Below are 26,561 nucleotides of genomic sequence, written 5' to 3'. Positions count from 1 at the left end.
TATTACTACAGCGAATTGGTTTTGTACAGTACCACTTCTTAGCGGTTTGATCCGCGCAATCCATCCAGCAATCGATGCAGCACGTACATCAGGCTTGCATGACTATCGATCGGCATTCCGAAGCCGCCTTGATACTCGAGAGCAGCGAAGCCATGAAGCAAGCTTCTTAAACCTCTGACGGCATGGATACCCTCTTCTTCCGTCAATCCGAAGGGCTTCAGAACATGCAGCAGGCGGGCAACAAGCCGCTCACCCAGACGGACCTGCTCCTCATTCTCCACCGCAGGCGACTGCAGGGTTAAGATGTAGAGTCCCGGGTGCTGCCTGGCAAAGCTCAAATAAGCATTCGCTACCCCGATAATAGCGTCCTCGCCCTCCTTCCCGCTCTCCCCGCGTTCCAACGCTTCATCCAATAGAGTCAATCCGTGCACCGCGAGATGAGACCGAAGCGCCGGCAATCCGTTCACATGGTTGTATAGAGACGGAGAGCGCACCCCCAGCTTCTGGGCAAGAGAAGCGAGCGTCACCGCTTCTACCCCTTCGGTATCCGCCATCTCCGCGGCTTGCCTTACGATGGTATGGAGGTCTAGACCTGCTCTAGGTGACATGCCGAATCAAACCTTTCTTCTTCAAATTCGCTTCTGCGGCCCTTATCGCATGCTCCATCGCTTGAACCGGCGAGCTCAGCATATTGCCGTGTCCGATCGCCAATACCGACGGCTTCAGGGCCGCAAGCTTCCTCGCGCTCTCGAGGCTGGCCGCCGCGTTCCACGTCGCCATCGCCGGAAACGGGAAGGTTAGCTTCATATGGCCGGCTACGGCTACGCCGCCGCGTGTCTGAAACGCATCTCCCGCGATAACAATGCCGGACCGCTCATCCCGGAAAGCCATCGAACCGGGCGTATGTCCGGGAACGGCTATCGCCGATAAGGAGCCGATCCGGTCATTCTCCCGAAGCAGAACGTCAGGCTTTGTCAGAATCCCCTTCGGTATACCGCCGCGAATCGGAGCAGTGCCTTCTCCTTCTTCGAGCGATGCATCGCCGCGCAGCAGCTTCGCGTCTCTCTCGGAAATATACACCTTGGCTTCCGGCAGCCGCTCTTTTAATCCGTCCAACGCGCCGACATGGTCGCCATGCGCATGCGTAAGCACGATTCGGGTGATCGTCTTGCCAATCCTTTCTGCTGCCGCCAGAATCGCCCCAACATTGTTAGGCAGCGCGGCATCCACCAAGGTCAAGCCTTCGTCTTCCTCCACCAAATAGCAATTAACCGGGAACATAACAGGCAAATACGTTAGCTGGGTAACCTTACTCTCCTGAACCATTCTCATAACATCACGCCCTCCATAAAACTAATATCGTTAGTTTTAGTTTAAACTAATACCATTAGTTTTTCAAGCCCAAAAAACAGACCGGTACCCTATCGTCCGGTCTGCCTTGGTTACTTCGCGCTGTATCGGCCATACGATTCGGCGAACTCCTGCATTTTGTAATACATCTTCGGCGCAAGCTGCTTCAGGGGGTGGAACTGGGGGTGGTTCGAGTTCACTTCGAGCACCCACAGCCTGCCCGCTCCATCGAACGCAAAATCAATACCCATCTCGTGCATGCCGGATCGCCTCGCGCTTAATGTACTGGCGATCCGGAGCGCGACCTCAGTCATCATACGCTTCCTGGCCTTCCCTTCGCCCGAAGAAAGCCCGCGTTCTTTCTCCAGCCTCCGAAGCGTGTAGATGGCTCCTCCCTGATAATAATTCGTGACGATCTTGTTCGCGCCGCCCACTTTCACCATATAGCCGGTGCATTCCCACGATTTTCCCGGTTTGCGTTGTACCATAGCCCGGATATCGTACGGCCTGCCTTTGACACGGTCGAGTCCGATCCCTTGTTGAACGATCAGCTTGCTTCGCCTCAGCTTGACGATCCGGTTATATAACGCTTCAATCGTTTCGTAAGCGGCCTTCCATTGCTTTTTGCCTTCAACCGTCTTCAACTCGTAACCCGCTTCCGTCTTCCGAACCCTGCAGACCCCAATACCCTGCGAGCCCACATCCGGCTTCACGTACACGGCCGAATAACGATCGGTCATCATCTCGAGATTCGCCCTGTTGAAGGCAACCGTCCTAGGCACATATTCGCGCAGCTTACTATCTGCCCGCATGTAATCGCAGACGCGCAGCTTTCCCCTAATATTGCGGCTTGCATAATTTTTGGCCAATGGATTCACCTCTATATACTCTATGAACCAAGTCTATGAACGTAAGTACGTTTATCCATAGGTTAATAGCATATTGTGGTCGTCTTATCCCGCATCATTCAGTTATTCCGCCCGCAATGTCATGCAAAAAAAGCTTCCTCCGCAAATCGCGGTGGAAGCTTTTTTGCTTCGCGTTATTTTTTCTCCTTCAGCATATCGCCGATCGCGCCGATGCTGCCAAGCGTCTCGATCGCCCGCGTTGGGATAAACACCTTGTTGGCAGGGCCATTCGCGATATCCGTGAGCGCTTCAAGCGAGCGGTAAGTAAGCACATGTTCATCCAATCCGGCGGCGCGGAGCAGCTCGATTCTGTTCTTCTCCGCTTCCGCGATCGACTGAATTGCTTTCGCTTCGCCGAGCGCTTCCAGCTCCTGAGCCTGGCGTTGACCTTCCGCGGCGCGGATGCGCGCTTCCTTCTCGCCCTCGGCCTTCAAAATTTTGCTTTGCTTGTCGCCTTCCGCGCGGAGAATCATATCCTGCTTTGCGGCTTCCGCCTCGAGCACCATCGCACGCTTGCTGCGCTCCGCTTTCATCTGCTTATCCATCGCGTCCTGGATGTCCGTAGGAGGCTGAATGTCGATAACCTCGACGCGTTCGATGCGTACGCCCCACTTTTCGGTCGCCTCGTCAAGCGCAATCCGGATATCCGTCGATATTTTTTCGCGTCCGGACAAGGTTTCGTCCAGCTCCATCTTGCCAATGATCTGCCTCATCGTCGCGGTGCTGATGTTGCGTACCCCATAGACGTAGTCGGAGATACCGTAGGTCGCTTGCTCGGGCCCGGTTACCTGATAGAAAATGATCGTATCGATCTTTACCTGCACGTTATCTTTCGTAATAACGGTTTGCGGCGGCACGTTCGCCTGCTGAATGCGCAGATCGTGATACGTTCTCACATGGTCAATGACCGGAATGAGGATGTTAATCCCCGGCGTCAGCAGCCGGCTGAATTTACCAAGCCGTTCGACGACGCCTACCCTTTGCTGCGGAATAATTTTTACCGACATCGATATAAACACAACAGCTAATACGACAATGACAACGGTTATAATCATACCCGTCTCCATACCATCAACCTCCCCATTTGTTAACTTCTAGAAATGCACTGCCTCTGCTTACAACGATAACGCTTTCGCCTTTCCCAATCGGTTCGGTCGAGGTTGCGCTCCACGTATCTCCACCGACCTTCACGATGCCTGGCGCCTCCGGGCTTATGTCTTCGATCACCGTACCGCGCATGCCGATCAAATCGTCCACCGCGTCCTTGAAGCCTCGGCCCGTCTGGATCCGCCGCGTTAATGGCTTCGTAAATATGGTGAGCAGCAGCGCAACGATACAGCCTACAATTACTTCAAGCAATACGGCGCCTGGGAAAATCACATCGACAAGCGCCGCCGCAAGCGCCCCGATTCCAAGCCACAGGAGATAGAAGGTTAGCGTCAGCATCTCGACCACGAATAAAACCCCTGCAACGATGAGCCAAATTAACCACCAGTCCATCCCATACACCCCCTTAAGTTATTGGAACGAAGTGGAACAATACCGAATTGGAAGAAAAGACTCAGACATAATGTATTCCATACGCGGCGCGCAAAGACCTTTCCATCCATTTCATCATGTCGAATGCTGTCCGAGACTTTATCCGTTCTTCTGACTGTACAGAAACTCGCTAATCGCTTCACTGCGGAAGAGCAGCACGCATATGGCGACGGAATAAATCAACTGTACCAGCCCAATGATGGCGATCAGCGGTTCCATCAGTCCCAGAACCAGTATCTGAATCGAGATAAACGCGGTAAACGCAGCCCCCACGGCGAAAAAATATCTAACCCACGATACGCCGAGAAACAAACAGATCGACAAAACGGTCTGAATAATAAACGAAATGAAATCTCCGCTCGCGATTAACGAGAAGAGCGAGATCAGAACGTTCAGGGAAGCAATAGCGGTCACCATTATTTTGCCCCGCTTGAATTGCTTGGCCTGCCTCACGAGGAATAATTCGTATTCCCTCTCCCTGTCCGCCTTCGTGCCCGCTTCGAACTTCCCGAAGTTTGGATTGACGTCGCGCGGCGGCAGCTCCAGCTTATCCGATAACGCACGAAGCTTTGCCGCAATCATGCCAATATCTCGAAGCTCCCGCAATTCCAATCCGTCTAACGCTTCCACGATTGCCGCTTTCGCTTTGACGTCGGCAGCCATCTTCAGCTTGTAGGCCCCCAACACCTCGCCGATTCGCTCGGGATGCTTCTGCATATCTTTGATTTCGTCGATGGTGAAAAACAGCTTTCGGAGTCCGGCAATGGTGTTCAGCGCCTCGACGTCATGCTCCGAGTACTCCCTGTAATCTCTGCCGTTTCGAGCCGTCGTTACGGGCGCAATCAAGCCTTCCTCCACGTAATACCGAATCGTCCGCTCCGTTAATCCCGATCGCCTGCATACCTCTTTTATTTTCAACCTCTGCTCAGCTCCTCTCCCCCGTACCATACATTCTTACGTAAGGGAAGTGTCAACCTCTTTGGGTTCAACCGCCTTTATAGAACGCTCGAGGCCAGGGAAGAGTTGCGAGCGGACCGCCTGCCTATTCGCCTATTAGTATTTGAGCATACGGCGATTCGATCGGCATCATGATGACCGGCTCGTTCTTCAGCGTTATGACATAACTTTCAAGCGTGCGGTACAGTTTGTAGAAGGCCGGATCTTTGCCGTATGCGTTGTTATAGATCTGAGCGGCTTCCTGCTCGCCTTCGGCAATGATCTTCTTCGCGTCGGCTTCCGCCTGGGCAAGGAGCTCCGTTGCGGTACGATCCGCCTTGGACGTAATTTTCCGCGATTCCTCGTCGCCCTCTGACAAATAACGGGCGGCTATCGATTGGCGATCCGAGATCATCCGGTTGTACACGCTTTGTTTGTTGCTCTCGGGCAAGTCGGTCCGCTTGATGCGAACGTCCACGATATCGATGCCGTAATCGCCCCGCTGCAGAGCCAGAGACACGTCTTCCGTAATTTCGTCGTTAATGTTACCGCGAGCCGAATTTTCGCTGATTATAACGTCGTAATCGACTTCCGACAGCTTTCTTCTGACGGAATTGTAGACAGCCTCGTCAATCCGCTGCACGCCTCCGCTAACCGTGTTCAGATTGCGGAAAAACTTCTCCGGGTCGGAGATGCGCCAAATCGTGTAATTATCGACGAGAATCGGCTTTTTGTCCTTTGTCATGATTTGACCAGGGTTGCTTTCGAACGTCATTTGATATTTCGGCAGCATAGTCGTCGACTCGATGAAAGGAATTTTGAAGTTCAATCCGGGCTCCTTGACCGTCCGCATCGCTTCCCCAAACCGGAGAACCACCTTGTATTCGCCTTCCTTGACGATGAACATCGAGCCGGCGCATAGAATGAACGCGAATAAGACCGCGACTATCGTTATCCAGTGTTTTGTTTTCATTGCTGTTCATTCCCTCCCTGTGGCGCCGGGCTTGTGTCAGCATTCGAGGATGCGGACGAGGCATTATTTTTAAGCAGCTCGTTCAGCGGCAAATAATTAACCGTATCGCTGCCGGAATTTGTTATGAAGATTTTCGCGCCCGGCAATATTTTCTCCAGCGTCTCGAGAATCAAGCGGCTTTCCGTAACGCCCGGATTTTTGGCGTATTCGGCGTAGATCGCGTTAAACTTGGCGACGTCGCCCTCGGCGTTCAAGATCCGGGATTTTTTTTCTGCCTCCGCATGCTCGAGCAGCGCCTGGGCTTCGCCCCTTGCCTTCGGAATCCGGTCGTTCTCGTATTTAGCGGCGTTGTTGATTTTCGTATTCTTCTCTTCGCGCGCATTGGTGACCGCGCGGAAAGCGTCCTCCACTTCTCCTCCCGGCGGCTCGATATCCTGAAACTTCAAATCGATGATCTGGATGCCCGTGTCATACCTCGCCTGCAATTCGATCAGTCGTTCGCGAACCTGGTCCTGGATCTCGGTTTTTCCGTCCGTAATCGCGTAGTCCAGCTTCTGAGAGCCGATGACGGAGCGGATGGAAGCGCCGGTCGCGTTGCGAAGGAATTGCTCCGGGTTGCTGATATTGTACAAGTAGCTTTGAATATTGCTTATTTTCCAAGTGACGACCGCATCCGCCGATACAATATTCTCGTCGCCCGTAATCATTATCGCTTCTTCTTCAACCGGCGTAATATCGTTCCCGTTCTGGCGGTAGCCGATCGTAATATGCTGGGTCAGCTCCGCGGGCACGACGATGACTTGCTGGATCGGAGAAGGCCACTTGAAGTGAAGGCCCGACGTCGTTTCGTGCGAATATTTGCCGAAGGTCATGACGGCCGCCCGTTCCTGCTCTTGCACCGTATAGAACGATGTCGATCCCAAATAAATAAGGACGATGGCTGCCGCGATTCCAATGACCAGCTTCTTGACCGTGCCCGGCTTCAATTCCGGCGGCTTGCGATTCGGGTTCGGACTCGGATTGGGCTGTGGATCTTGATTCATAAAGTTCAAACTCGTTCTCTCCTTCCGATTAACCTGGGTTATAGCCTTCTAATACGTACGCGAGACAAAAACGTCACACTTTTTTAAGGTTCCTTTAAGGTTCGCGCGTTGTAGGCTTGGAATTGAAGAACGCAAAAAAACTCCCGCATCGCTGCGAGAGTTATTGTCATTATAAATTATGGTGCGGTAGAGAGGACTCGAACCTCCACGGGCGTACGCCCACTACCCCCTCAAGATAGCGTGTCTGCCATTCCACCACTACCGCACATTGTAAATGTTGCTTACCGACCCTTCATGCCAGCGACTTCGAGGGAAGAAGAAACTGGTGAGCCATGAAGGACTCGAACCTTCGACACCCTGATTAAAAGTCAGGTGCTCTACCAACTGAGCTAATGGCTCTCATGACGGAAACGAACTCATAAGAGCTGCTTCAGAAAGGATGGTTGGTGACCCGTAGGGGATTCGAACCCCTGTTACCTCCGTGAAAGGGAGGTGTCTTAACCCCTTGACCAACGGGCCATAATTCAATCAATTCATTCATTCGCATTTTAGCGACAAGATTGATTATATCAACCTGTCTACAAAAATGCAAGATCTTTTCTCTTATCATGTCGACCGATATCCGGTCAAAAAAAGAAGACCGATGCTCGGCCTCGTTCCATAAGTCGAGAAAAAATGTGGCGGAGAAGGAGGGATTCGAACCCTCGCACCACTTACGCAGTCTAACCCCTTAGCAGAGGGTCCCCTTGAGCCACTTGGGTACTTCTCCATGAATTGGCTCCCCGAACAGGACTCGAACCTGTGACAACTCGATTAACAGTCGAGTGCTCTACCAACTGAGCTATCAGGGAACGAAAGCAAATCGACAGTGACAATTAATAATTTATCACGGCGTGTTCGGGTTGTCAAGCACCTTCATCAATAGCTTTCCCCTGCAGCGTCCGCACGCGTAACGCGCCGGATCAACCTTTCTTTTTCGCAAATATTCCATGCCGCACGAAGAGCAAATCAGCTTATAACGGTAAGCGATGGCCTTCCGATCCGCCCGTTCCGGTAAGGAGCTGCAATATCTCGATCCGCCGACATGCGCCAGCAGCTGCTTGAAGTCGGCATCCCTATGGCGATAGCCCCGCTTCATCAGATGAAGGTGATAATGGCAAAGCTCGTGCTTTATAATTTTTTCGGTCTCCGCTTCGCCGAACGCCGCAAGCTGATGGGGACTGATCTCGATATCGTGGGAACGCATAAAGTAACGCCCTCCCGTCGCTTTCAGCCGGGCATTAAACGTAGCCCCGTGAAGAAACGGCCTGCCGAACGACTCCATGGAGACGCGCTCCACCCATTGCTGCAAAGCTTGATTATCCATATCCGTTAGCCTCCCCAACTACTTGAATTGTAACGCTTGTATAAGCTACACTGTCAAGTAGGAATAAGGGAACGAGGGGAGAGCTTCAACCAATATGGCAACCATGCGATATGTATTAATGAAAGAGAAGGATACCGTATCCTTCGTCGAAATGCCCGCTTCGCACGCCTATCAGCTTAGCGCGCTGAATTTAAGGCTTCACAAGGAGATCGACAAGTTAACGGCGGAGAATGTGCCTTCCCTGCCATACGCGCTCGCGGAATGCGACAACGTCGATATTCACGATCCCGCGGTGTCGATCGTCGGCGGCCTCGAATACATTAACGGCCTCGAACGGGATTTCGCCGGTATCCAAGAGAAATCCTATCCGCTCATCTCGCTGCTCACGGAAATTCGGGCGCTTCAGGCGCAGCTCGAGCAGTGGTATGAGGAATACGAAGAGGAACAGCTAGGCTAATTCGGTTGGACCTGCACGGACATCCGCCCTCCGCCATATGGTAGTAGAACAACAGGTTAGGCCGGGAGGAGGAAGATGCGTATGCCGCAGTGGCTGTGCAACCAACTGATGCGCGCATTCCAACAGAAGGACCGCAGGCAGATCAAGCTCCTGAACGATTGCTGGTATTTCTACCGCACCAAGCAAGGACCCAAGGAGCAAAGCAGCGGTTCGCTGATGTAATGAACAGACCATATGATCTGCCAAATGAAAACCCGGCGCTCCCTTATGGGCGAGCAGCCGGGTTTTTAGCTTTGAAAGCAAGGCTTATTAGAACTTGTTGAAGGTCGTAATTTGATCGATTGGCAGACGCGTAGTCGGGTGGCCCGGAGCCGCCGCTTTGCCAATTGGCAGCATGAGCGTAGGGATATAACGGTCGGAGATGCCGAACAGTTCCTTCAGTTGGTCGCGGTTGTAGCCGCCCATTGGTACGGTGTCGTAGCCTTTCGTTCTTGCGGCCAACATAAGCTGCATCGCAACGAGGCCGGTATCGAACACGACGATTTCCTTCAAACGTTCTGCCGGAAGCGAAGAATACATGTTTGTCGAGTTCGCGATCATGTTGTTTTTCACTTCTTCGCTCATATAACCGGCTGCCGCCGCAGCCTCGTATATCTGTTCGGACAACGTATACATCTCGGTATCCGCGAGCACGATGACGATTGCCGATGCTTCAACGACTTGCTGCTGATTGAAGGCGATCGGAAGCAGCTTGGCTTTCAGCTCCGTGTCCGTCACGACCAGGAAGCGCCAAGGCTGCATGTTGGAGGAAGAAGGCGCCTTCGTCGCAAATTCCAGAAGCTCGCGAATTTCCTGCTCCGTCACGACAGCGCTGCTGTCATATTTTCGAACCGAACGTCTGCCCTCTGCAATGCCGATAAACGAAACGTCCACTCCATCTTTTGCCGCCAGCGTATTTTGTGTCATCCGTATGATTCCTCCCAAGGTTCTCTATTTCGTTGCCCATTAACTGCAACTGATTTAAGCACAGTATAATCCTCGAACTCGCTTTTGTCAATCGACTAACTTTGTCTAATATACTTTATTTATAACAGTGCAAAAAAGACAGCCGATCCGGCTGCCTTTTCGCTTTCCCTCCGTAAAGGAAGATCTTTAATTCGGTTTTCTCATCGTTAAGCCAACTCGTCCTTTTTTGGTATCGACGCTGAGCACCCATACGGTCACCGTATCGCCTACCGAAACGACATCCATCGGGTGCTTCACGAACTTGTCGCTCATCTGCGAGATATGGACGAGTCCGTCGTTTTTGATGCCGATATCGACGAACGCCCCGAAGTCGATGACGTTGCGAACGGTCCCCTGCAGTTCCATGCCTGGAGTCAAGTCTTCGATGTTCAGCACGTCGGTATGGAAGATTGGAGGCGGCAGCTCCTCGCGCGGGTCGCGGCCCGGCTTCAGCAGGCTGTCGATGATGTCGCGCAGGGTCGGAACGCCAACGCCGAGCTTGTCCGCAAGCGCCGACGCATCGATTGTGGACAGCTTCGACTTGGCGCTATCCGCGCCGAGCTCGTCCAGCTTCATGCCGAGCTCCTTGAACAGACGATCGACCACCTCGTAAGATTCCGGGTGAATCGGCGTTCTGTCGAGCGGATTGCCGCCGTCCGGAATGCGCAGGAATCCGATGCACTGCTCGTAGGATTTGGCCCCTAGACGAGGCACCTTCTGCAGCTGGGAGCGCTTCGCGAAGCGGCCGTTCTCCTCGCGGTATTTCACGATATTTTTGGCGATGGTCGCATTCACGCCCGCCACGTAAGAGAGCAGCGAAGCGGACGCCGTGTTCACGTCGACGCCGACATGGTTGACGGCCGATTCCACGACGCCGCCAAGCGATTCGTCGAGCCGCTTCTGGCTGACGTCATGCTGATATTGGCCGACGCCGATCGCCTTCGGCTCGATCTTCACAAGCTCCGCGAGCGGATCCTGCAGCCTGCGGGCGATCGATACGGCGCTTCGTTCCGCGACGTCTAAGGACGGGAACTCCTCCTGCGCCAGCTTCGAGGCCGAGTAGACGCTCGCTCCCGCTTCGTTAACGATGATGTATCTCAGCTCGCCGCCCTTCGCGCCGGCGCTCTTGCGTTTGCCGATCAATGCAGCGATGAACTGCTCCGTCTCCCGGGAGGCCGTTCCGTTGCCGATGACGATGAGCTCGACTTTGTATTTGTCGATCAATCCGTTTATCAGCTTCTCAGCCTCCGCCACCTTGTTGTTCGGCGGCGTCGGATACGATACCGCAACCTCCAGAAGCTTGCCGGTATCGTCGATGACCGCCAGCTTGCAGCCTGTCCGGAACGCGGGATCGACGCCCAGAACGACGTGACCGCGCACGGGCGGCTGCAGCAGCAGATTGCGCAGGTTCTCCGAGAAGATCGTAATGGCATGCTCTTCGGCTTTCTCCGTCAGCTCGCCCCTTACCTCGCGTTCGATCGAGGGAGCGATCAGACGCTTATAAGCATCCTCGATAACCGTCTCCAGCACCTGCCGGATGGAAGCCGCCGTTCCGCCGCGCAGCAGCTTGCGTTTCATGTGCTCATGAATGCGGTCGACGGGCGTATCGAACGATACGCGCAATATGTCTTCCCGCTCCCCGCGGTTGATCGCCAGAATGCGGTGCGGCGGCAGCTTGCGGATCGGTTCTTGATAGCTGTAATACATCTCGTAGACGGACTCTTCCTCCGCGTTGCGAGCCTCCGTTCGCAGCAGAGACTGATCGAACGTAAACTTCCTTACCCAAGAGCGGATGGATGCATCATCGGCGAACTGCTCCGCAAGAATGTCCATCGCGCCTTGAAGCGCCTCCTCGGCCGTCTGAACGCCCTTCTCTTCGCTAATGTAACGGGCGGCTTCCGCTATCGGATCCCCTTGGCGCGGCTGAGCCCAAATCCAATTCGCAAGCGGCTCGAGCCCCCGCTCCTTGGCCACGCTGGCCCGCGTCTTCCGCTTCTGGCGGTAAGGACGGTACAGGTCCTCGACTTCTTGCAGCTTGACGGCTCCGACGATTCCCGCGCGCAGCTCCTCCGTCAGCTTGCCCTGCTCGTCGATCAGACGGATGACCTCGCGCTTGCGTTCCTCCAGGTTCCGCATATATTGCAGCTTCTCTTCAATGGAGCGCAGCTCGTTCTCGTCCAGCTCGCCGGTCATTTCCTTGCGGTACCTGGCGATGAACGGGATCGTGTTGCCTTCGTCCAGAAGCGATACGGCGGATTTCACCTTCGTCAGCGGAATACCGAGCTGTGCCGCGATCCCGGCAACGATTCGTTTGCTCTCCGCTTCCTTCTCCTCCGCCGTCAGCTTCTGGCTGCCGGTTTGCTCCCCAAGCTCCATTCCGGCAGCGGGAGCTTTCGTCTCGTTTGCCATGTATAAGCACCGTCCTTTTCGTCGTATCATTCGGCTCTCTTTGCCTATTCCGTAAAAACTAGAGAAGCATCCCTGTCCGTCTCCGTCCAAGAATGCTCCTTCTCTTATGCCGTATAAGGATTGTTCGCCTTCTCGAACCCGATGGTCGTTCTTCCTCCGTGTCCGGGATAGACGATCGTTTCGCCATCCAGCTTGTACAGCTTCAGACGGATTGAATCGTACAGATCGCGCTCCCGGCCTCCCGGGAGATCCGTCCGCCCGACGGATTGACGGAACAGCACGTCGCCCGAGAACAGATGCTGCCCGCACACGAAGCTGACGCTGCCGGGCGAATGGCCTGGCGTATGCATAACGGCGAAGACATGCCCGATCAGCTCGAGCTTCTGGCCTTCGGCGAGCGCATGCTCGGCGGGATCCGTGGATAGCGGAGGCGTGACGTCCTGCCATCTCATCGATCCGTTCTTGCGCGGATCCGTGAGCCAGTCCGCCTCCAGATCATGGATATACACCGGACAGCCGGCCGCTTTGCGCACGTCCTCCACGCCGCCCATATGGTCGAAATGCGCATGCGTCAGAAGAATGGCTTCGATCTGCACATCCGCGATACGGTCAAGCAACCGCTTCGGATTCATGCCCGGATCGATGATTATGCCTCGTTCCCGATCGGAATCCGCGTCTTTGACCGTCAAGAGATAAGCGTTCGTCTGCAGCGGCCCCAGCGTAAACGTCTCGACTTTGAAGGTTACCGTCGCCATCGCTTAGAACGACTCCAGCAATTCGCGAAGTTCCTTGATGACGAGCGCCTGGTAGCCCGGTCCTTCGCCGTAGCGCTTCATGATCTCCTGGCGGGCCGCCGCGAGGTTATCCTGATAGTCCGGCGCTTCGCGGTCCGCGTTCGCCTGCTTGAACGCAACCATCGGCTCCTGAATATGCTTCGGCCGCGGTCCCCATGTCCCTAGAACCGCTCCGTCCGAATCGGCGAAGATGACGACCGGAATGGAACGTCCGCCCATCGTCAGGAACTGATCCATCGTGTCCAGATTCTCTTCCATGATCAGAACCTCCGTCGGAATCCCGCTCACCTCGAGCGCTCCGAATACGGCGGGAACGTTGCGCACGACGTCGCCGCACCAATCCGCCATCAGAATCAGGCAGCGGAGGTCATCGCGGCTGCTCAACGATTCGAAATATTCCCGGTCGTCCGCCGACGGCCAGCTAAATTGTTCCATCCAGCCGATGAAGGCTTCTTTGTTTTTGGTCATGCCGTCCACGAACTGCTGGGCGCTGATTCCTTTGCCTAGCTTATCCGCCACGCTTCTTCCCGTATCCATATGTATCCCTCGTCTCTATCGTGATTGAATCGTTATCTCCCTATTATACGATATCGGGGCCCCGCCTTTAAAACTTGCGCGCTCTGCGAATGTACAGGATAATCACCGCAATGGCAACCAACGCGATAAGCGCGTATGCGATATTGGAGTAGACATCCATAAATTCAACGATTTGCTCCCAATTGTCGCCAACCGCCGCTCCCACAAACACTAGAATCGTGTTCCAGATGAGCGTGCCGATCGTCGTGAAAAACAAAAACGGAACGAGCTTCATGCCGGACATGCCGGCAGGCAGCGAAATCAAGCTTCGGATCAAAGGGACCATCCGGCATAGGAATACCGCCCAATAGCCATACTTGTCGAACCATGCGTCCGCCTTGCGGATGTCTTCCTTCTTCACGCGAAGCAGGCGGCCCCAGCGATCCACGATTTTCTCCAGACGCTCAACGCCAAGCAAACGACCGATATAAAACAGAATAATTGCGCCAATGAGCGAGCCGAGCGTGGCCACGACAATGACCCCCAGCGGCGTTAGACTCGTGTACGTCGTCATGAAGCCCCCGAACGTCAAGATGACTTCCGAAGGAATCGGCGGGAACAGATTTTCCAGCGCGATCAAGAGCAGAATACCCAGATATCCGAACTGCTCCATAAACTCGGTAATCCAACTTTCCATGCATGATCCTCCATCCTTTATTTGCGCCTCCGGCCAATTTCAGGCTGCGCCTCACCTATTTTAACATAGCCCTTGGCGGCGCATCCACTCCTGCGAGAGGATATCGCTCCTAGGCTGGTGACCGACGTCCCCGCTGGCGCATACATATGAAGGGAGAGGAGACGGTCATCATGAATCCTAACGCGCAGAAGCATTCCGCCGATTACCCTTCGGCCCGCAAAATTCGCAGGTCCTGCAGCAATGAGCTGTACCGGGCGGCGAAACGGCTGAAGGTTTGGGTGCCCAAGGACAAGATGGAGCAAGCGGAAGCTCTTTATTTTAAGAAGGTGATTCTGAATTTGCAATGGATCTACGAGAATAAGAGCAACCGCAAAGCGCAGGCGGACTGGTGGGACGATAACGTCAGCGCGGAGATCGCCGAGCTATGGGAGGTCGACCGCGGCCGGTTATGCGAGGCGTTCCGCGACGCGTACGGCGGTTAAAGGGGGCAGCCCGCAGAAAAGCCCGAGTTGAGCTTGGTCGCCAAGCTGCATCTCGGGCTATGCGTTACTTATACTTCTTCCAACCTGCCGCAGTCCACCGTCTGGACGTCGGACTGATTATGGCCAACCGTGACGGTCGCCGTGCCCCTTGCGACATCTACGTTTTCGATCCAAACGGAGTCGCCTTCGAGCTTGACCGCATACGTGTCTTTGGATTCCAAAATTTCTTTCGCTCTTGCCGCTTCCATCATTCGCCCTCCGGCTTCTCAACCATCGTATCCGTCGTGGATTCCGCGATCAGGCCGTTATGCAGCGTTACCTGACCGCCGCCGAGCCCTTCGTTGACCATTCGGTCAATATCCATGTCGTACACATCCCGGCCTTCATACTGCCCTTCGGCAGCCGCCAGCCTTTCTTCCTCGGATCGAAGCTGTTCGCTCAAGTTCGGACTCGCCTCCTAAGGTGTAATTGAAGAGTAACCTCTTACGCACAAAATATGCCCCTATTCAGCTCTTCTCATTCGCCCCGCCTTTGATCACGATGCATACTCAAGTAGAAAATTCGACGTCAAATCTTTCCTGATACCCACGAAAGTGATGTGAAGCTCCGAAGCCTATTCCGATTACTTTCGCGGGGCCCTATTAAGCCGGAACTAAAGCGTAAGCTTACGAAGTCGTTTTCTCAAAAACGTGGACCGCTCCATATTTCCTAGCTTCATTCAACCTTCTACAGCGTTTTGAAAAAACGCATCATCGGAAGCATCAGCTAATGTGCTGAAAATCGGGTCTTACAGCAGAGGAGAGAGCATATGCATAACGGCTTCTGCCGCCTTCTGCTTGCGCGGGCGCCGCGCGAACCGCTCAAGCTCCAGCTCCTCGCAAGCTTTAAGATCCTCCTCGAAATCCCGCTCCAGCGAGCGGATCGGCTTCTCGTCGAAAACCAGGGCAATCGATTCATAGTTGCTGTACAAGCTTCGCATGTCCAAGTTCGCCGTGCCGACGGAGGCGAGCATATCGTCCACGATTAGGACCTTGGCATGGATGAACCCTTTCCAATACCGGTACACCCGCACGCCGGCCTCCAGCATGTCCTGAACATAGGACAGGGTAGCTAGAAGCACGAGATCCGTATCCGGGATCCCCGGAATGATCAGCTTGACATCGACGCCGCTTCTCGCCGCGACGCGCAGACTCATCGCAATCGCGGGATCGGGAATGAAATAAGGCGTGGCGGCGTATATGCGCGTTCTCGCGGCCGCCATGGCCGCGAACATCACCTCGACGATCTCCCTATCGTTCACGCCGGGCTTGCCGGGCACGATCATGACGCGCTCCTTCTCCTGTATGCCGTGCTTCGGCATGTAGACGTCGCTGAGCGGGAGATGCTTCCCGCTGGCTCTCTGCCAGTCCTGCATGAACAGCGCTTGAAGATAATAGACGGCATCGCCGTGAACGCTTAAGTGAGTATCCCGCCAATAACCGATTTTCTCATCCATCCCTAAGTATTCGTCCCCGATGTTAATGCCGCCCAGGAAGCCTACTCTGCCGTCGATGACCGCGATCTTCCGATGATTGCGGTAGTTCAGCCGCCGTTCTAAGAATGCGGCTTTGGGCGGAGCAAAGCAGCATGTTTCGGCGCCGGCCTCCCGCAAAGCCCGTATGACGCCTTCGTCCAGATTCAAGCTGCCGATGCCGTCGTAAAGCAGCCGAACCTCGATCCCCTTGCGGGCCTTCTCTGCCAGAAGATCCAAGAACAGCTTGCCGACGCCTACGTGCCGGATCGTATAATAATCCATATGGATATGATGCCGCGCGGACCGCATCGCATCCATCATCGCGTCGAAGGTTTGATCCCCGTTCCTCAGCACCTTCGTCCGATTGCGGCCGGTGACGGGGAATGGGGACAGCATAGCTAGAGCCTGCTGGAGGCGACTTTCCCGTCCAAGGTCCGATTGATCGCCCCAACCGGAGGTCTCGACGATTTCCGCTTTGGCAGCGGCGGCCGCGATCCGCTCCTCCATTGCAGCTTCACCCGTCCTCGATTCTAGAATGGATTGCCGTTTTCTCCTTCCGACCAAGAAGTAGGCTGCAAATCCGATAAACGGACATACGAACGTAATGAACAGCCATGCCGTCATGTAGCCTTGGCGGCGATGCTCCAGCAGCAAGATAGCAGCGAATTGAACGACGTATAACGCAAGCAGCCACCCCAGCCACGAGACCATTCTCCCACCTCGACTTTCGATTCAGCTATGAGTGTATAGTTTGATCCCCGCTTCTCCCGTCTATTCGTTTAGCTCCGCGCGAACCCGTACGCCTTTAGGCTCTCATCGATCAGGAAAGCCCTGAAGCCTTTACAGCTTATCGGCGCCCTTCTCTACGACCGTCACTTTATTCCCCCTGCCTTGCCAAACAAACGGCAGTCGCTAATCCCACATAGCCCGCGCCGAACACCGCGATATTCATAACCGTCCTCCCCCCTGACCACATTTTTTGGCTTCTCCTTCTTAATGTAGAAGGATAGTGATGATATCTTCGTTTTACGGCAACTACATACGAATAATTCGTTTAGATTCGATTTATATGAGGAAGTTTTAAGGTATGTTTTATAGCATCCAAGAATAAATAGTCATAGAACGTTCTGCAGGACAATATTGCCGGCCGGAAGGAGTTAATGAGTGAAACGAGCGCGGAAGCCAGCATGGTCATTTGTTGTGATGCGCGGCGCAGACAAGACAGTCAAGCAGTTCTCCGTATCGAAGCGATCGGTCGTAGCCGCTCCTGTCGCCGCTGCCATCGCGGTAACGGGAACAATTGCAGGCCTTCAACTGAAGGCTGCCTACGAGCTTAAGCAGCTGGAGAATGAGCTGGCCTCCCAGTCAGCACAATTCACACAAACCATTACCGGGATGGATGACGTTATCACCGGGAAGGACGAAGCCATCGTCTCCTTGCAGCAGGAGCTACAGGAATTGTCGCGCCAAGCGCAGGATATGAAAAACAAGATGAACGAGCTGAAGGAGCTGGAAGACAAGCTGAAGCTGTTCATCGAGAAGTACGGCAGCTCCATTATCGATACGACCAGCGATGCTCCAGCCGAGAAGACGGAGGGGCAAATCCAGACCTTATCCGCGCGTTCAAGAGATTCGAGCCCAGCTCCGCAAAACATGATGCAAATGGCGTCGCTTGCGCAGCATACCTCGCTCGATTTCCAGGCGTTAAGCGACATGGTCGACTCCATGGAGGAATCGATGGAGCAGACGCTGAAGAAGGCCCAGAACCGCCGAATGACGGTAGACGCATATCCGAACTTCTGGCCGACGCGCTCCAAGAGTCTCACATCGGGCTTCGGCTATCGGAAGGACCCCTTCACCGGAAGAGCGACCTTTCACGCCGGCATCGATATCAACGGCGAGCTCGGCGACGCCGTGTTCAGCGCGGCGGACGGAACGGTGAGCGATACGGGCTACGATTCCAGACTCGGCAATTTCGTCATTATCGATCATCTCGGCGGCCTCCAAACCGCCTACTATCATCTGAAGCGTATCGACGCGAAGGCCGGAGACGTCGTGGTGCGCGGCGAAAAAATCGGCCAGCTGGGATCGACCGGCCGAAGCACCGGCCCCCATCTCCATTTTGAAATCATGCAAAAAAACGAGCCCGTCAATCCCTTAAAATATCTCGCGCAGCATAGCTGATGGAATCTCGTGACGACACTTACGATGCCTGAAGGAGGAACTCATTCATGTTTAAAGAAACGAAACGCGCAATAGCGACCGACACACTAATCGGGCAGGGCACGATCGCCGAAGGAAAATTGATCAGCGAAGCGAATCTTCGAATCGAAGGGGAGTACCGGGGAGATATCGAATGCCGCGGGGATGTCATTATCGGGGAATGCGGAATCGCCCGTTCGAATATTACGGCCAATGACGTGACGCTCGCCGGCAAGCTGTTCGGCGACATCGTCACGAAAGGCCGGCTCATTATTACGGCATCCGGCCAGCTGGTCGGCAATATTACCGCACAAACTCTTATTGTGCAAGATGGCGCGATGCTGAACGGAAGCTGCGTCATGGAGCAGTCCGCGGACGGCAAGCAGAAGGCGCAGGCCGACAAAGACGCCGCGAACGCCAAAGCTGCCGGCAAAGACAACCAACAGCAGGGCGACGCGAAAGCCAAGGCGCGCCAGGCGGGATAACACGCCGCAATATGTTATATTTGCGGCCATGAAGAAAGCCGCTCCTCCGCAGCCTTCCATGGAAGGCGCGAAGAGGAGCGGCTTTTTGCCAGGCGGAAATCGGCTAGGAAGCCACGTCCCGCTTGTTGAAGATATACCACGTCAGGGCGATGAACACCACATAATAAACGGCGAGCACGGACAACGAGAAACCAAGCGTCATGCCGTCCGTTGCGGACACGTTGCCCCCTGCGTATTTCGTCAGGTTCAAATGAACGAAGATCAAATAATCGATCCATTTCTTGTCGAACAGCTGGAGAAGCTGCAGCAGATTGTTCAGCACGATTTCGATGAACAAAGCCATCGCGATCGCGAGCACATTGCTCCGGAATATGGTCGAGAGCATAAACGAAATGGTTACCGTCATGACCGTATTAAGGAACGTCAATAAATAATATCTTGTGATCAGAGCCGCGTCAGACTCCTCTCCTCCTCCGACTAACGCCGAACCAAAGCCCGAGCCGGCGCTGCTTTGCGCGTTGCCGATCAGATCGAACAGGATCCAGTTGATAAGGAGCGCTGCCAGCAGGAAAACAAGCGTCATAAATAAAGCGAACAGCAGGCTCGCTATATATTTGGACATTAATATTTTGGACCTGCTCCAAGGCCGAATAAGCAACAGCTTGATCGTCCCGGACGAGAACTCTTCCGCTACCGTTCCCGATGCGGCGATGACCGCGAATATCGTGACGACCCAGAACAGCACCGACGTCTCCACGAGCGTCACTTCCCACATATCCGAAGTCAGGCTGCCATAGTCGTAGCTGAACCAGATGATGGAAACGACGAAGATGAGGCCGATCACGATGCCAAGCATGACAAACAACCGCGGCGCCCTGAACATCTTCATGTTCTCGTTGCGCACCAAATTCAGAAAGTCAACCAATGCGCTCGCCTCCAGTCATCTCCAGGAATTGGTCCTCGAGCGATTTCACTTCGGCGCGTATGCCGTACACTTTGATTCCGGCGTTAACCAGAGCCGCGTTGATCTCCGCAGCGCGTTCCTTATCGCCATGAATAACGATATATCCATCGGCATCCTCCGCCGTCTGCTGCCCCATTGCGGCTAATACTTCCGCCGCCCCTTGCCGATTATCGACCTCTACCAATATTTTGGCATTCGCCTCGGCCGCGGCTTTGGATTGATGCACCGTGCGCACGTCGATCAATCTTCCGTTCTGTATGATGGCGACGCGGTCGCACATGAGCTCCATCTCGGAGAGCAAGTGGCTGGAGACGAATACGGCGACGCCCTCGTTCTTCGCCAACCTTCGCAAATAATCGCGGAGCTCGCGTATCCCCGCCGGGTCGAGTCCGTTAGTCGGCTCGTCCAGAATAAGCAGCTTCGGCTTATGAAGAATCGCTTGGGCGACGCCAAGACGCTGTCTCATCCCGAGCGAATACGTCTTCACCTTGTCGTGAATTCTCGCTTCGAGCCCAACCAGCGCAACGACTTCCTTGACGCGATGGGCCGTAATGCCCGGAATCATCCGGGCGAAATGAATGAGATTTTCGTAGCCTGTCAAATATTTATACATTTCTGGATTTTCGACGATCGCGCCGACGTGCCGGATCGCTTTCTCGAAATCCTTCGCTATGCTATGGCCGTCGATCAGAATGTCGCCGGACGTGATGGACATTAACCCGACCATCATGCGGATCGTCGTTGTCTTGCCCGCTCCGTTCGGGCCGAGGAACCCAAACACCTCGCCATTCGGCACGTCAAGACTTAACCGGTCAATTAACGTACGGCCGCCGATCCGCTTCGTCACGTCCAGCATCCGGACGATGCTTTGCTGCATGATTGCCCCTCCTTCTTAGGACCTTCCCCCATTTGGCGAGCTTAGTCCAACTCTTCTATTATAACCGAAGAAGGAAACAATTGGTAGGTTAGCTGGATCGATTGCTTGTTAGCGCCATATTCCTATTCAGGGATGAAGATTGGCCGCTTCCGAGGCTATCCCACGGTCCGTCATAACGAATACAAGATTTGACGATGGAAGCGTCCATGATCAACGCTTCCTCCAGGCTTTGCGTCTGGAGCTGGGAGTACTGCTTGCAGAGTTCGTCATAATGGACGGGCAATCCCGACTCCGAAATGCGGTTAAGCAGGAAATCAAGGCGGAACGCATAAACGCCGCTGTTCCATAAAGCTCCTGATGCGATCCACTTTGCCGCTTCCGATTCGCTTACGTTTGCATGATAGCCTCTGACCTTCCAATCGTATCCGCATTCCTCAACCGAGTCATCCGTCTGCTCCGGTACGATGTAGTCGTATCTTGCGCTTGGCTGAACCGCTTTCGCGCCGATCATCATGATGGACGATTCGCTCTCGCGAAGCAGCTTAGGCAAGCTGCGGACGCAGTGATAAAAATCTCCTTCGACGCAAAAATCGATCGGCAGCACGATAATCGTCTCATTCGGCGTGACACCCGCAACGGTATACAAATGAGCCGCGGCAAGCATCGTTGCGGGATAGCTTCCTCTTGCCGAAGGTTCTATATGAATCAGCGCGTTCGCGCCAAGCTGCTTCCTCAGCTCGCCGACATGCTCGCTGCACGTGACGACGCTCGTCTCCTCCAGCAAGTCGGCGGTCATAAGCTGCCTCCATAACCGGCCAAGCATGGACTCCGGCTTTCCGTCCGGTCCGTTCAGCACGGGAAGATACGGCTCCGGCAAATCGCTGGACAGCCGCTCCCGTCCTCCGCGACCGTTCGACAAGATCAAGATCTTCAACGCTTCGTCCTCCTCCATGCATAACAAATAAGTACTATTATACCTGACCCCCCGAGTGGAGCTTGTCGATTGCTGACGCCATCCGTTAGGCAATTGGTACTGTTTTTGTCGAAAGCAAATCCTATCCGTAAGAGGGATAGACAGCAAAAAAAATCGCAATGAAGCATAAGCTTCATTGCGATGAATCCAATCTATTATTTGCCGCCGGCGCGAGCAAGCTCGCGTTTGTTCGCTTCGAAGGCGGCGAGAAGCGCTTCTCCGCCTTGGAGGCCGGAATCTTCCGCTTTACGGATTTGCTCGAGCATGCGCTTGTAGTCCTTCGGAATGACCTTCACGAATTTCGCGAGCGATGCATCCCAGTTCTCCAGAACACGCTTGCCGACCGCGCTGTCCGTATACTTCACGTGCTTCTCGATCATGCCGCGAAGCTCGGCGATATCGGCTTCTTCTTCCAGACGCTCTAGCAGAATCATCTCCAGATTCGAATGGTTGTAGAAATCTCCGTTCGCGTCATAGACATAAGCGACGCCGCCGGACATACCAGCTCCGAAATTGCGTCCGGTAGAACCGAGAACCACAACGCGTCCGCCCGTCATATATTCGCAGCCATGGTCGCCGACTCCTTCGACAACAACGTTCACGCCGGAGTTCCGTACCGCGAAGCGTTCGCCGGCAATCCCGCGAATATAGGCTTCGCCGCTGGTAGCGCCGTAAAGCGCCGTGTTGCCGATGATGATATTGTCCTCTGCCGCGAATGTCGCTTTCGGCGATGGAGCAACGATCACTTTGCCGCCGGATAGGCCTTTGCCGAAGTAGTCATTCGAGTCGCCTTCGACCGACAGCGTGATGCCTTTCGGTACGAACGCGCCGAAGCTTTGTCCCGCCGTGCCCACGAAGTGATACCAGATCGTGTCCTCAGGCAAGCCTTTGGCTCCGTACAACCTCGTCACCTCGGAGCCGAGAATCGTGCCCACGACGCGGTTCGTGTTCAGAATCGGGAACGTTCCGCGCACCAGCTCGCCATTCTCGAGCGCAGGCTTAGCCTTAGGCAGAAGCTCCTGCATATCGAGGGAAAGCTCCAGGCCGTGGTTCTGCTCCTGCACGTTGTAGCGATTCGCGTCCGCACCGTACTCTCCTTCGTACAGAATGCCGGAGAGATCGAGGCCTTTCGCCTTGTAGTGGTCCGTCAGCTTCTTCGTCTCCAGACGGTCGACGCGTCCCACCATCTCCTGGATCGTGCGGAAGCCCAGCTCCGCCATGATCTCGCGCATTTCCTCCGCGATGAAGCGCAGGTAGTTCACGACATGGGAAGGATCGCCCATGAACTTCTTGCGAAGCTCCGGATTCTGCGTCGCTACGCCGACCGGGCAAGTGTCCAGCTGGCAGACGCGCATCATGATACAGCCAAGCACGATGAGCGGCGCCGTAGAGAAGCCGTACTCTTCGGCTCCGAGCAATGCTGCGATCGCGACGTCGCGGCCGTTCATCATCTTGCCGTCCGTCTCGATCACTACGCGGTCGCGTAGATTGTTCAGCATAAGCGTCTGATGCGTCTCGGCGAGGCCAAGCTCCCAAGGCAGACCCGCATGGCGGATCGAGCCCATCGGAGAAGCTCCCGTGCCGCCGTCGTAGCCGCTGACCATGATCACGTCCGCGCGGCCTTTGGCAACGCCTGCCGCGATCGTGCCGACGCCGACTTCGGATACGAGCTTCACGTTAATGCGAGCGCGAGGGTTCGCGTTCTTCAGGTCGTGGATCAGCTCCGCAAGATCCTCGATCGAATAAATATCATGATGCGGAGGCGGCGAGATAAGACCTACGCCAGGCGTAGAGCCGCGAACTTCCGCAACCCATGGATAAACCTTCAGGCCAGGCAGCTGTCCGCCTTCGCCAGGCTTGGCGCCCTGAGCCATCTTGATTTGAATTTCATCGGCGTTCACCAGGTAATGGCTCGTAACGCCGAAGCGTCCGGAAGCCACCTGCTTGATCGCGCTGCGGCGGGAATCGCCGTTGGCGTCAGGCGTGAAGCGCGCAGGGTCTTCCCCGCCCTCGCCCGTGTTGGACTTGCCGCCGAGGCGGTTCATCGCGATCGCGAGGCTCTCGTGCGCTTCCTTGCTGATCGAACCGAAGGACATCGCTCCCGTCTTGAAGCGTCTTACGATCGATTCCACGGATTCGACTTCGTCCAGCGGAACGGACGATTGGCCGTCCTTCTTGAAGTCGAGCAGGGAACGAAGCGTCAGATGCTTCTTATTCTCGCCCTGAACGAGCTCGGAGAACTTCTTGTACAGCTTGTAGTCGTTCTTGCGGGATGCCATCTGCAGCGTATGGATCGTCTGCGGCGTGAACAGATGGTCCTCGCCGTCCTTGCGCCACTGGTAGTCGCCGCCGGAGTCGAGCTCCTTCTCGGAGCCTTCCTGCTCCGCGAACGCGCGGTTATGATGCTTCAAAGTCTCTTCGGCAATAACGTCCAGGCCGATGCCGCCGATACGGGATTGCGTCCAAGTGAAATATTCGTTAATGACGTCTTCGCGGAGACCAAGCGCCTCGAAGATCTGTGCGCCGCGGTACGATTGGATCGTGGAAATGCCCATCTTGGACAATACCTTCACGACGCCTTTGGTCGCGGCTTTGATAAAGTTCTTCACGGCCTTCTCATGCGACACGCCTCTCAGCATGCCCTGCTTGATCATGTCGTCAAGCGATTCGAACGCCAGATAAGGATTCACGGCATTGACGCCGTAGCCGAGCAGCAGGGCGAAGTGATGCACCTCGCGCGGCTCGCCGGATTCCAGCATGATGCCGACTTTCGTCCGGGTTCCTTGACGGATCAGGTGGTGATGAAGCGCCGACACGGCCAGAAGAGCCGGAATCGCTGCATTCTCCTTATCCACGCCGCGGTCAGACAGGATCAGGATGTTATGGCCTTTGGCGATAACGCGGTCAGCCGCTTCGCACATGCCCTTCAGCGCGGAGCGCAGTCCTTCTTCGCCTTCGCTCGCCGTGAAGAAGATCGGCAGCGTAATGGACTTGAAGCCTTCGCGGCGAATATGGCGCAGCTTCGCGAATTGCTCGTTGGACAGAATCGGTGTGTCCAGCTTGATATGGCGGCAGCTCTCCGGCTCCGGATTCAACAGATTGCGCTCCGGACCGATCGTCGTCGCCGTCGAAGTGATGATCTCCTCGCGGATCGCGTCGATCGGCGGGTTCGTCACTTGCGCGAACAGCTGCTTGAAGTAGTTATACAGACGCTGCGGGCGCTCGGATAATACGGCAAGCGGAGCGTCGTAGCCCATGGACGCGATCGGCTCTTGACCGCTGCCCGCCATCGGCTCGAGCACCTTGCGGATGTCCTCGAAGGTGTAGCCGAAAGCCTGCTGGCGTCGTTGCACGGTATCATGATTCGGCTCCGGTAGCTCGGGCGCGTCCGGAAGATCCTCGAGATCCACGAGATGCTCGTCGAGCCACTCGCGGTAAGGATGCTCGGATGCGATCTGCGCTTTCACTTCCTCGTCGGAAATGATGCGGCCTTGCTCCGTATCGACCAGAAGCATGCGTCCTGGACGCAGTCTGTCCTTGTACAGAATGTCCTCGGCAGGAATCTCGACCGTTCCCGCTTCGGAGCCCAGAATAATGTGATCGTCTTTGGTCACGTAGTAACGAGCCGGACGAAGTCCGTTGCGGTCAAGCACCGCTCCGATCTGCGTGCCGTCGGTGAAGCCCATCGCGGCAGGTCCGTCCCACGGCTCCATCAGCGTGCTGTGGTATTCGTAGAACGCTTTGCGCTCGTCGCTCATGCTTTCGTGGTTCGACCAAGGCTCCGGAACCATCATCATCGCGACATGAGGCAGCGAGCGTCCGGCAAGGTGCAGGAATTCCAGCGTGTTATCGAACATGGCCGTATCGGATCCGTCCGGATTGATGATCGGCTTGATCTTCTCGAGATCGTCGCCGAACAGCTCGGATTCGAATAACGTCTGGCGGGCGTGCATCCAGTTGACGTTGCCGCGGAGCGTGTTGATCTCCCCGTTGTGGATCAGGTAATGGAAAGGATGCGCGCGCTCCCAGCTCGGGAACGTATTCGTACTAAAACGGGAATGCACTAAAGCAATAGCGGAAACAACAGATTCATCGTTCAATTCTTGATAGAAGGAGCGAACCTGCTCCGTCGTCAGCATGCCCTTGTATACGATCTTCTTCGTAGACAAGCTGGAGAAATAGAACATGCTTCCGCCTTCTTTGCCGGCGTAACGGATCGCCAGCTCCGCGCGCTTGCGGATGACGTACAGCTTGCGTTCGAACGCGAGCGTATCCTTCAGATCCGCGTTCTTCCCGATGAACACTTGGCGTACGTAAGGCTTGACGGCAAGCGCCGATTTGCCCAGCTTCTCGTCGTTCGTAGGCACCGTGCGCCATCCGATCAGCGATTGCTTCTCTTCCGCGATGATCCCTTCCAGCTCGCGCTCGATCGCGGCGCGCGCCTCTTCTTCATGCGGCATGAAAATCATGCCGACGGCGTATTCGCCTGCCGCTGGCAGCTCGATGCCTTGCTTGTTCAGCTCCGCCGCGAAGAACGCGTGCGGAATTTGGAGCAGAATGCCTGCGCCGTCGCCGGTATTTGGTTCCGCGCCTTGGCCGCCTCGATGCTCCATGTTCTCCAGAAGCGTCAGAGCCTGGCGGATAACCTTGTGAGACTTCTCTCCTTTGATGCTGGCTACGAAGCCCATTCCGCAAGCGTCTTTCTCGTTCTGCGGGTCATAAAGTCCTTGCTTAGGCGGCAATCCCAAAATATTTTCTTTCATTGTGTGCAACCTCTCTATCAGAAGATTTTTGGGCAAGCAATGCAGAATAATAACAGGTTTGATCACTTAATTGGCTTCATTTTTGGCTTGAAGTATCATAGAATGGTAGGGTACGAGGCGCACCGCCTGCTCCTTGCCATCCCTCTTGCCATCTACCGTTGCTAAGCGATTATTATATGATTTTAACATCAGGGCAAATCGGAAATCAATTTAATATTTTTTATAATTGCGATAATAATTGTTTAGCGGCAGGATTGGCTCTAGGATGGGACAAGCGGCAAGGACTGGATTATTTTCTTCTATATTAAC

At 54.9% G+C, this 26,561-nt stretch carries 26 protein-coding genes and 5 tRNA genes; 5 read left to right on the top strand and 26 right to left on the bottom strand.

All coding sequences use genetic code 11. The annotated features are described in order from the left end of the window. Positions 1 to 38: 38 nt before the first annotated feature. From NQZ67_RS19950 to NQZ67_RS19885, 14 genes are all read right to left on the bottom strand, one after another. The gene (locus NQZ67_RS19950) at positions 39 to 608 is read right to left on the bottom strand and encodes a TetR/AcrR family transcriptional regulator (protein WP_257449328.1); all 570 of its coding nucleotides are present in this window, start codon (positions 606 to 608) and stop codon (positions 39 to 41) included. Beyond that, a complete protein-coding gene (locus NQZ67_RS19945; RefSeq protein ID WP_257449327.1) occupies positions 598 to 1,332 on the bottom strand; it encodes an MBL fold metallo-hydrolase in 735 nt (244 codons plus the stop codon). The genes NQZ67_RS19950 and NQZ67_RS19945 overlap by 11 nt, the downstream gene beginning before the upstream one ends. Positions 1,333 to 1,442: 110 nt before the next feature. Continuing rightward, complete coding sequence (locus tag NQZ67_RS19940) at positions 1,443 to 2,219, bottom strand: YheC/YheD family protein (protein WP_306812969.1); 777 nt, start codon at positions 2,217 to 2,219, stop codon at positions 1,443 to 1,445. Between the two features lie 173 nt (positions 2,220 to 2,392). Next, a complete protein-coding gene (locus tag NQZ67_RS19935) occupies positions 2,393 to 3,313 on the bottom strand; it encodes an SPFH domain-containing protein (protein WP_371825333.1) in 921 nt (306 codons plus the stop codon). Between the two features lie 16 nt (positions 3,314 to 3,329). Continuing rightward, positions 3,330 to 3,758, bottom strand: coding sequence for an NfeD family protein (locus tag NQZ67_RS19930; RefSeq protein ID WP_257449323.1), 429 nt, complete (start codon positions 3,756 to 3,758; stop codon positions 3,330 to 3,332). 138 nt (positions 3,759 to 3,896) lie between these two features. After that, on the bottom strand, positions 3,897 to 4,715 hold the full coding sequence (locus NQZ67_RS19925; RefSeq protein ID WP_257449321.1) for a MerR family transcriptional regulator: 819 nt from the start codon (positions 4,713 to 4,715) through the stop codon (positions 3,897 to 3,899). Positions 4,716 to 4,839: 124 nt separating this feature from the next. Beyond that, positions 4,840 to 5,706: a protease modulator HflC gene (hflC, locus tag NQZ67_RS19920; protein ID WP_257449319.1), complete on the bottom strand. Its 867-nt coding sequence runs from the start codon at positions 5,704 to 5,706 to the stop codon at positions 4,840 to 4,842. Continuing rightward, positions 5,703 to 6,749, bottom strand: a complete 1,047-nt coding sequence (gene hflK / locus NQZ67_RS19915; RefSeq protein ID WP_257449317.1) for an FtsH protease activity modulator HflK — start codon at positions 6,747 to 6,749, stop codon at positions 5,703 to 5,705. Before hflK ends, hflC begins: the two co-directional genes overlap by 4 nt. A gap of 179 nt (positions 6,750 to 6,928) precedes the next feature. Next, positions 6,929 to 7,014, bottom strand: a tRNA-Leu gene (locus NQZ67_RS19910). A 58-nt stretch (positions 7,015 to 7,072) separates the two neighbouring features. Continuing rightward, positions 7,073 to 7,148 (bottom strand) — tRNA-Lys (locus NQZ67_RS19905). A 45-nt stretch (positions 7,149 to 7,193) separates the two neighbouring features. Continuing rightward, a tRNA-Glu gene (locus NQZ67_RS19900) sits at positions 7,194 to 7,268 on the bottom strand. 159 nt (positions 7,269 to 7,427) lie between these two features. Continuing rightward, positions 7,428 to 7,518, bottom strand: a tRNA-Ser gene (locus NQZ67_RS19895). Positions 7,519 to 7,524: 6 nt separating this feature from the next. After that, positions 7,525 to 7,600 (bottom strand) — tRNA-Asn (locus NQZ67_RS19890). A gap of 35 nt (positions 7,601 to 7,635) precedes the next feature. Continuing rightward, positions 7,636 to 8,115, bottom strand: a complete 480-nt coding sequence (locus tag NQZ67_RS19885; protein WP_257449315.1) for a SprT family protein — start codon at positions 8,113 to 8,115, stop codon at positions 7,636 to 7,638. Positions 8,116 to 8,209: 94 nt separating this feature from the next. On the opposite strand from NQZ67_RS19885, the gene NQZ67_RS19880 reads away from it, so the two are divergent. Together NQZ67_RS19880 and cmpA are read left to right on the top strand one after the other, a co-directional pair. Further along, a complete protein-coding gene (locus NQZ67_RS19880) occupies positions 8,210 to 8,572 on the top strand; it encodes a hydrolase/acyltransferase (RefSeq protein ID WP_257449313.1) in 363 nt (120 codons plus the stop codon). An 81-nt stretch (positions 8,573 to 8,653) separates the two neighbouring features. Beyond that, positions 8,654 to 8,794 carry a cortex morphogenetic protein CmpA gene (cmpA, locus tag NQZ67_RS19875; protein ID WP_257449311.1) on the top strand — a complete coding sequence of 47 codons (141 nt, stop codon included), beginning with the start codon at positions 8,654 to 8,656 and terminating at the stop codon, positions 8,792 to 8,794. A gap of 87 nt (positions 8,795 to 8,881) precedes the next feature. On the opposite strand, the gene NQZ67_RS19870 is transcribed toward cmpA, so the two are convergent. The 5 genes from NQZ67_RS19870 to NQZ67_RS19850 all read right to left on the bottom strand — a co-directional run bounded on the left by NQZ67_RS19870 (position 8,882) and on the right by NQZ67_RS19850 (position 13,993). Continuing rightward, the gene (locus NQZ67_RS19870; protein WP_257449309.1) at positions 8,882 to 9,538 is read right to left on the bottom strand and encodes a nitroreductase family protein; all 657 of its coding nucleotides are present in this window, start codon (positions 9,536 to 9,538) and stop codon (positions 8,882 to 8,884) included. 186 nt (positions 9,539 to 9,724) lie between these two features. After that, positions 9,725 to 11,953, bottom strand: coding sequence for a Tex family protein (locus NQZ67_RS19865; protein ID WP_257449519.1), 2,229 nt, complete (start codon positions 11,951 to 11,953; stop codon positions 9,725 to 9,727). Positions 11,954 to 12,090: 137 nt separating this feature from the next. Continuing rightward, the gene (locus tag NQZ67_RS19860; RefSeq protein ID WP_257449308.1) at positions 12,091 to 12,741 is read right to left on the bottom strand and encodes an MBL fold metallo-hydrolase; all 651 of its coding nucleotides are present in this window, start codon (positions 12,739 to 12,741) and stop codon (positions 12,091 to 12,093) included. 3 nt (positions 12,742 to 12,744) lie between these two features. Beyond that, on the bottom strand, positions 12,745 to 13,317 hold the full coding sequence (locus NQZ67_RS19855; RefSeq protein WP_257449306.1) for a thioredoxin family protein: 573 nt from the start codon (positions 13,315 to 13,317) through the stop codon (positions 12,745 to 12,747). A 67-nt stretch (positions 13,318 to 13,384) separates the two neighbouring features. After that, complete coding sequence (locus NQZ67_RS19850) at positions 13,385 to 13,993, bottom strand: DedA family protein (protein WP_257449304.1); 609 nt, start codon at positions 13,991 to 13,993, stop codon at positions 13,385 to 13,387. Positions 13,994 to 14,163: 170 nt separating this feature from the next. Between NQZ67_RS19850 and NQZ67_RS19845 the strand changes: the two genes are divergently transcribed. Further along, the gene (locus NQZ67_RS19845) at positions 14,164 to 14,475 is read left to right on the top strand and encodes a dehydrogenase (protein ID WP_257449302.1); all 312 of its coding nucleotides are present in this window, start codon (positions 14,164 to 14,166) and stop codon (positions 14,473 to 14,475) included. A 68-nt stretch (positions 14,476 to 14,543) separates the two neighbouring features. On the opposite strand, the gene NQZ67_RS19840 is transcribed toward NQZ67_RS19845, so the two are convergent. From NQZ67_RS19840 to cls, 3 genes are all read right to left on the bottom strand, one after another. Beyond that, positions 14,544 to 14,723, bottom strand: coding sequence for an H-type small acid-soluble spore protein (locus NQZ67_RS19840; RefSeq protein WP_257449300.1), 180 nt, complete (start codon positions 14,721 to 14,723; stop codon positions 14,544 to 14,546). Continuing rightward, a complete protein-coding gene (locus NQZ67_RS19835; protein WP_257449298.1) occupies positions 14,723 to 14,917 on the bottom strand; it encodes a hypothetical protein in 195 nt (64 codons plus the stop codon). Before NQZ67_RS19835 ends, NQZ67_RS19840 begins: the two co-directional genes overlap by 1 nt. A gap of 345 nt (positions 14,918 to 15,262) precedes the next feature. Beyond that, entirely contained in the window at positions 15,263 to 16,699 is a 1,437-nt protein-coding gene (gene cls, locus NQZ67_RS19830; protein ID WP_257449296.1) for a cardiolipin synthase, read from the bottom strand. A 453-nt stretch (positions 16,700 to 17,152) separates the two neighbouring features. Between cls and NQZ67_RS19825 the strand changes: the two genes are divergently transcribed. Together NQZ67_RS19825 and NQZ67_RS19820 are read left to right on the top strand one after the other, a co-directional pair. Continuing rightward, entirely contained in the window at positions 17,153 to 18,172 is a 1,020-nt protein-coding gene (locus NQZ67_RS19825; protein ID WP_257449294.1) for a peptidoglycan DD-metalloendopeptidase family protein, read from the top strand. 47 nt (positions 18,173 to 18,219) lie between these two features. Next, on the top strand, positions 18,220 to 18,675 hold the full coding sequence (locus NQZ67_RS19820; protein ID WP_257449292.1) for a bactofilin family protein: 456 nt from the start codon (positions 18,220 to 18,222) through the stop codon (positions 18,673 to 18,675). Between the two features lie 103 nt (positions 18,676 to 18,778). Here the strand turns inward: NQZ67_RS19820 and NQZ67_RS19815 are convergent, their stop codons facing one another. The 4 genes from NQZ67_RS19815 to gltB form a co-directional block, all read right to left on the bottom strand. Next, positions 18,779 to 19,600, bottom strand: a complete 822-nt coding sequence (locus tag NQZ67_RS19815) for an ABC transporter permease (RefSeq protein ID WP_257449290.1) — start codon at positions 19,598 to 19,600, stop codon at positions 18,779 to 18,781. Continuing rightward, positions 19,593 to 20,516 carry an ABC transporter ATP-binding protein gene (locus NQZ67_RS19810; RefSeq protein ID WP_257449288.1) on the bottom strand — a complete coding sequence of 308 codons (924 nt, stop codon included), beginning with the start codon at positions 20,514 to 20,516 and terminating at the stop codon, positions 19,593 to 19,595. The genes NQZ67_RS19815 and NQZ67_RS19810 overlap by 8 nt, the downstream gene beginning before the upstream one ends. An 88-nt stretch (positions 20,517 to 20,604) precedes the next feature. Beyond that, positions 20,605 to 21,450, bottom strand: coding sequence for a glycosyltransferase family protein (locus NQZ67_RS19805; protein WP_257449286.1), 846 nt, complete (start codon positions 21,448 to 21,450; stop codon positions 20,605 to 20,607). 194 nt (positions 21,451 to 21,644) lie between these two features. Next, a complete protein-coding gene (gltB, locus tag NQZ67_RS19800) occupies positions 21,645 to 26,252 on the bottom strand; it encodes a glutamate synthase large subunit (RefSeq protein WP_257449284.1) in 4,608 nt (1,535 codons plus the stop codon). Positions 26,253 to 26,561 lie beyond the last annotated feature (309 nt).

Source organism: Paenibacillus soyae (genome assembly GCF_024623455.1).
Lineage (GTDB): Bacteria > Bacillota > Bacilli > Paenibacillales > Paenibacillaceae > Pristimantibacillus > Pristimantibacillus soyae.
Note: the sequence above shows the minus strand (reverse complement) of the source record. Positions and strands in the feature narration are given on the sequence as shown.

Coding starts and splice junctions, on each gene's coding strand:
- NQZ67_RS19950 (WP_257449328.1), bottom strand. CDS start 608: ATGTCACCTAGAGCAGGTCTAGACCTCCATACCATCGTAAGGCAAGCC.
- NQZ67_RS19945 (WP_257449327.1), bottom strand. CDS start 1,332: ATGAGAATGGTTCAGGAGAGTAAGGTTACCCAGCTAACGTATTTGCCT.
- NQZ67_RS19935 (WP_371825333.1), bottom strand. CDS start 3,313: ATGATTATAACCGTTGTCATTGTCGTATTAGCTGTTGTGTTTATATCG.
- NQZ67_RS19930 (WP_257449323.1), bottom strand. CDS start 3,758: ATGGACTGGTGGTTAATTTGGCTCATCGTTGCAGGGGTTTTATTCGTG.
- hflC (WP_257449319.1), bottom strand. CDS start 5,706: ATGAAAACAAAACACTGGATAACGATAGTCGCGGTCTTATTCGCGTTC.
- hflK (WP_257449317.1), bottom strand. CDS start 6,749: ATGAATCAAGATCCACAGCCCAATCCGAGTCCGAACCCGAATCGCAAG.
- NQZ67_RS19885 (WP_257449315.1), bottom strand. CDS start 8,115: ATGGATAATCAAGCTTTGCAGCAATGGGTGGAGCGCGTCTCCATGGAG.
- NQZ67_RS19880 (WP_257449313.1), top strand. CDS start 8,210: ATGGCAACCATGCGATATGTATTAATGAAAGAGAAGGATACCGTATCC.
- cmpA (WP_257449311.1), top strand. CDS start 8,654: ATGCCGCAGTGGCTGTGCAACCAACTGATGCGCGCATTCCAACAGAAG.
- NQZ67_RS19870 (WP_257449309.1), bottom strand. CDS start 9,538: ATGACACAAAATACGCTGGCGGCAAAAGATGGAGTGGACGTTTCGTTT.
- NQZ67_RS19865 (WP_257449519.1), bottom strand. CDS start 11,953: ATGGAGCTTGGGGAGCAAACCGGCAGCCAGAAGCTGACGGCGGAGGAG.
- NQZ67_RS19860 (WP_257449308.1), bottom strand. CDS start 12,741: ATGGCGACGGTAACCTTCAAAGTCGAGACGTTTACGCTGGGGCCGCTG.
- NQZ67_RS19855 (WP_257449306.1), bottom strand. CDS start 13,317: ATGGATACGGGAAGAAGCGTGGCGGATAAGCTAGGCAAAGGAATCAGC.
- NQZ67_RS19850 (WP_257449304.1), bottom strand. CDS start 13,993: ATGGAAAGTTGGATTACCGAGTTTATGGAGCAGTTCGGATATCTGGGT.
- NQZ67_RS19845 (WP_257449302.1), top strand. CDS start 14,164: ATGAATCCTAACGCGCAGAAGCATTCCGCCGATTACCCTTCGGCCCGC.
- NQZ67_RS19840 (WP_257449300.1), bottom strand. CDS start 14,723: ATGGAAGCGGCAAGAGCGAAAGAAATTTTGGAATCCAAAGACACGTAT.
- cls (WP_257449296.1), bottom strand. CDS start 16,699: ATGGTCTCGTGGCTGGGGTGGCTGCTTGCGTTATACGTCGTTCAATTC.
- NQZ67_RS19820 (WP_257449292.1), top strand. CDS start 18,220: ATGTTTAAAGAAACGAAACGCGCAATAGCGACCGACACACTAATCGGG.
- NQZ67_RS19810 (WP_257449288.1), bottom strand. CDS start 20,516: ATGCAGCAAAGCATCGTCCGGATGCTGGACGTGACGAAGCGGATCGGC.
- gltB (WP_257449284.1), bottom strand. CDS start 26,252: ATGAAAGAAAATATTTTGGGATTGCCGCCTAAGCAAGGACTTTATGAC.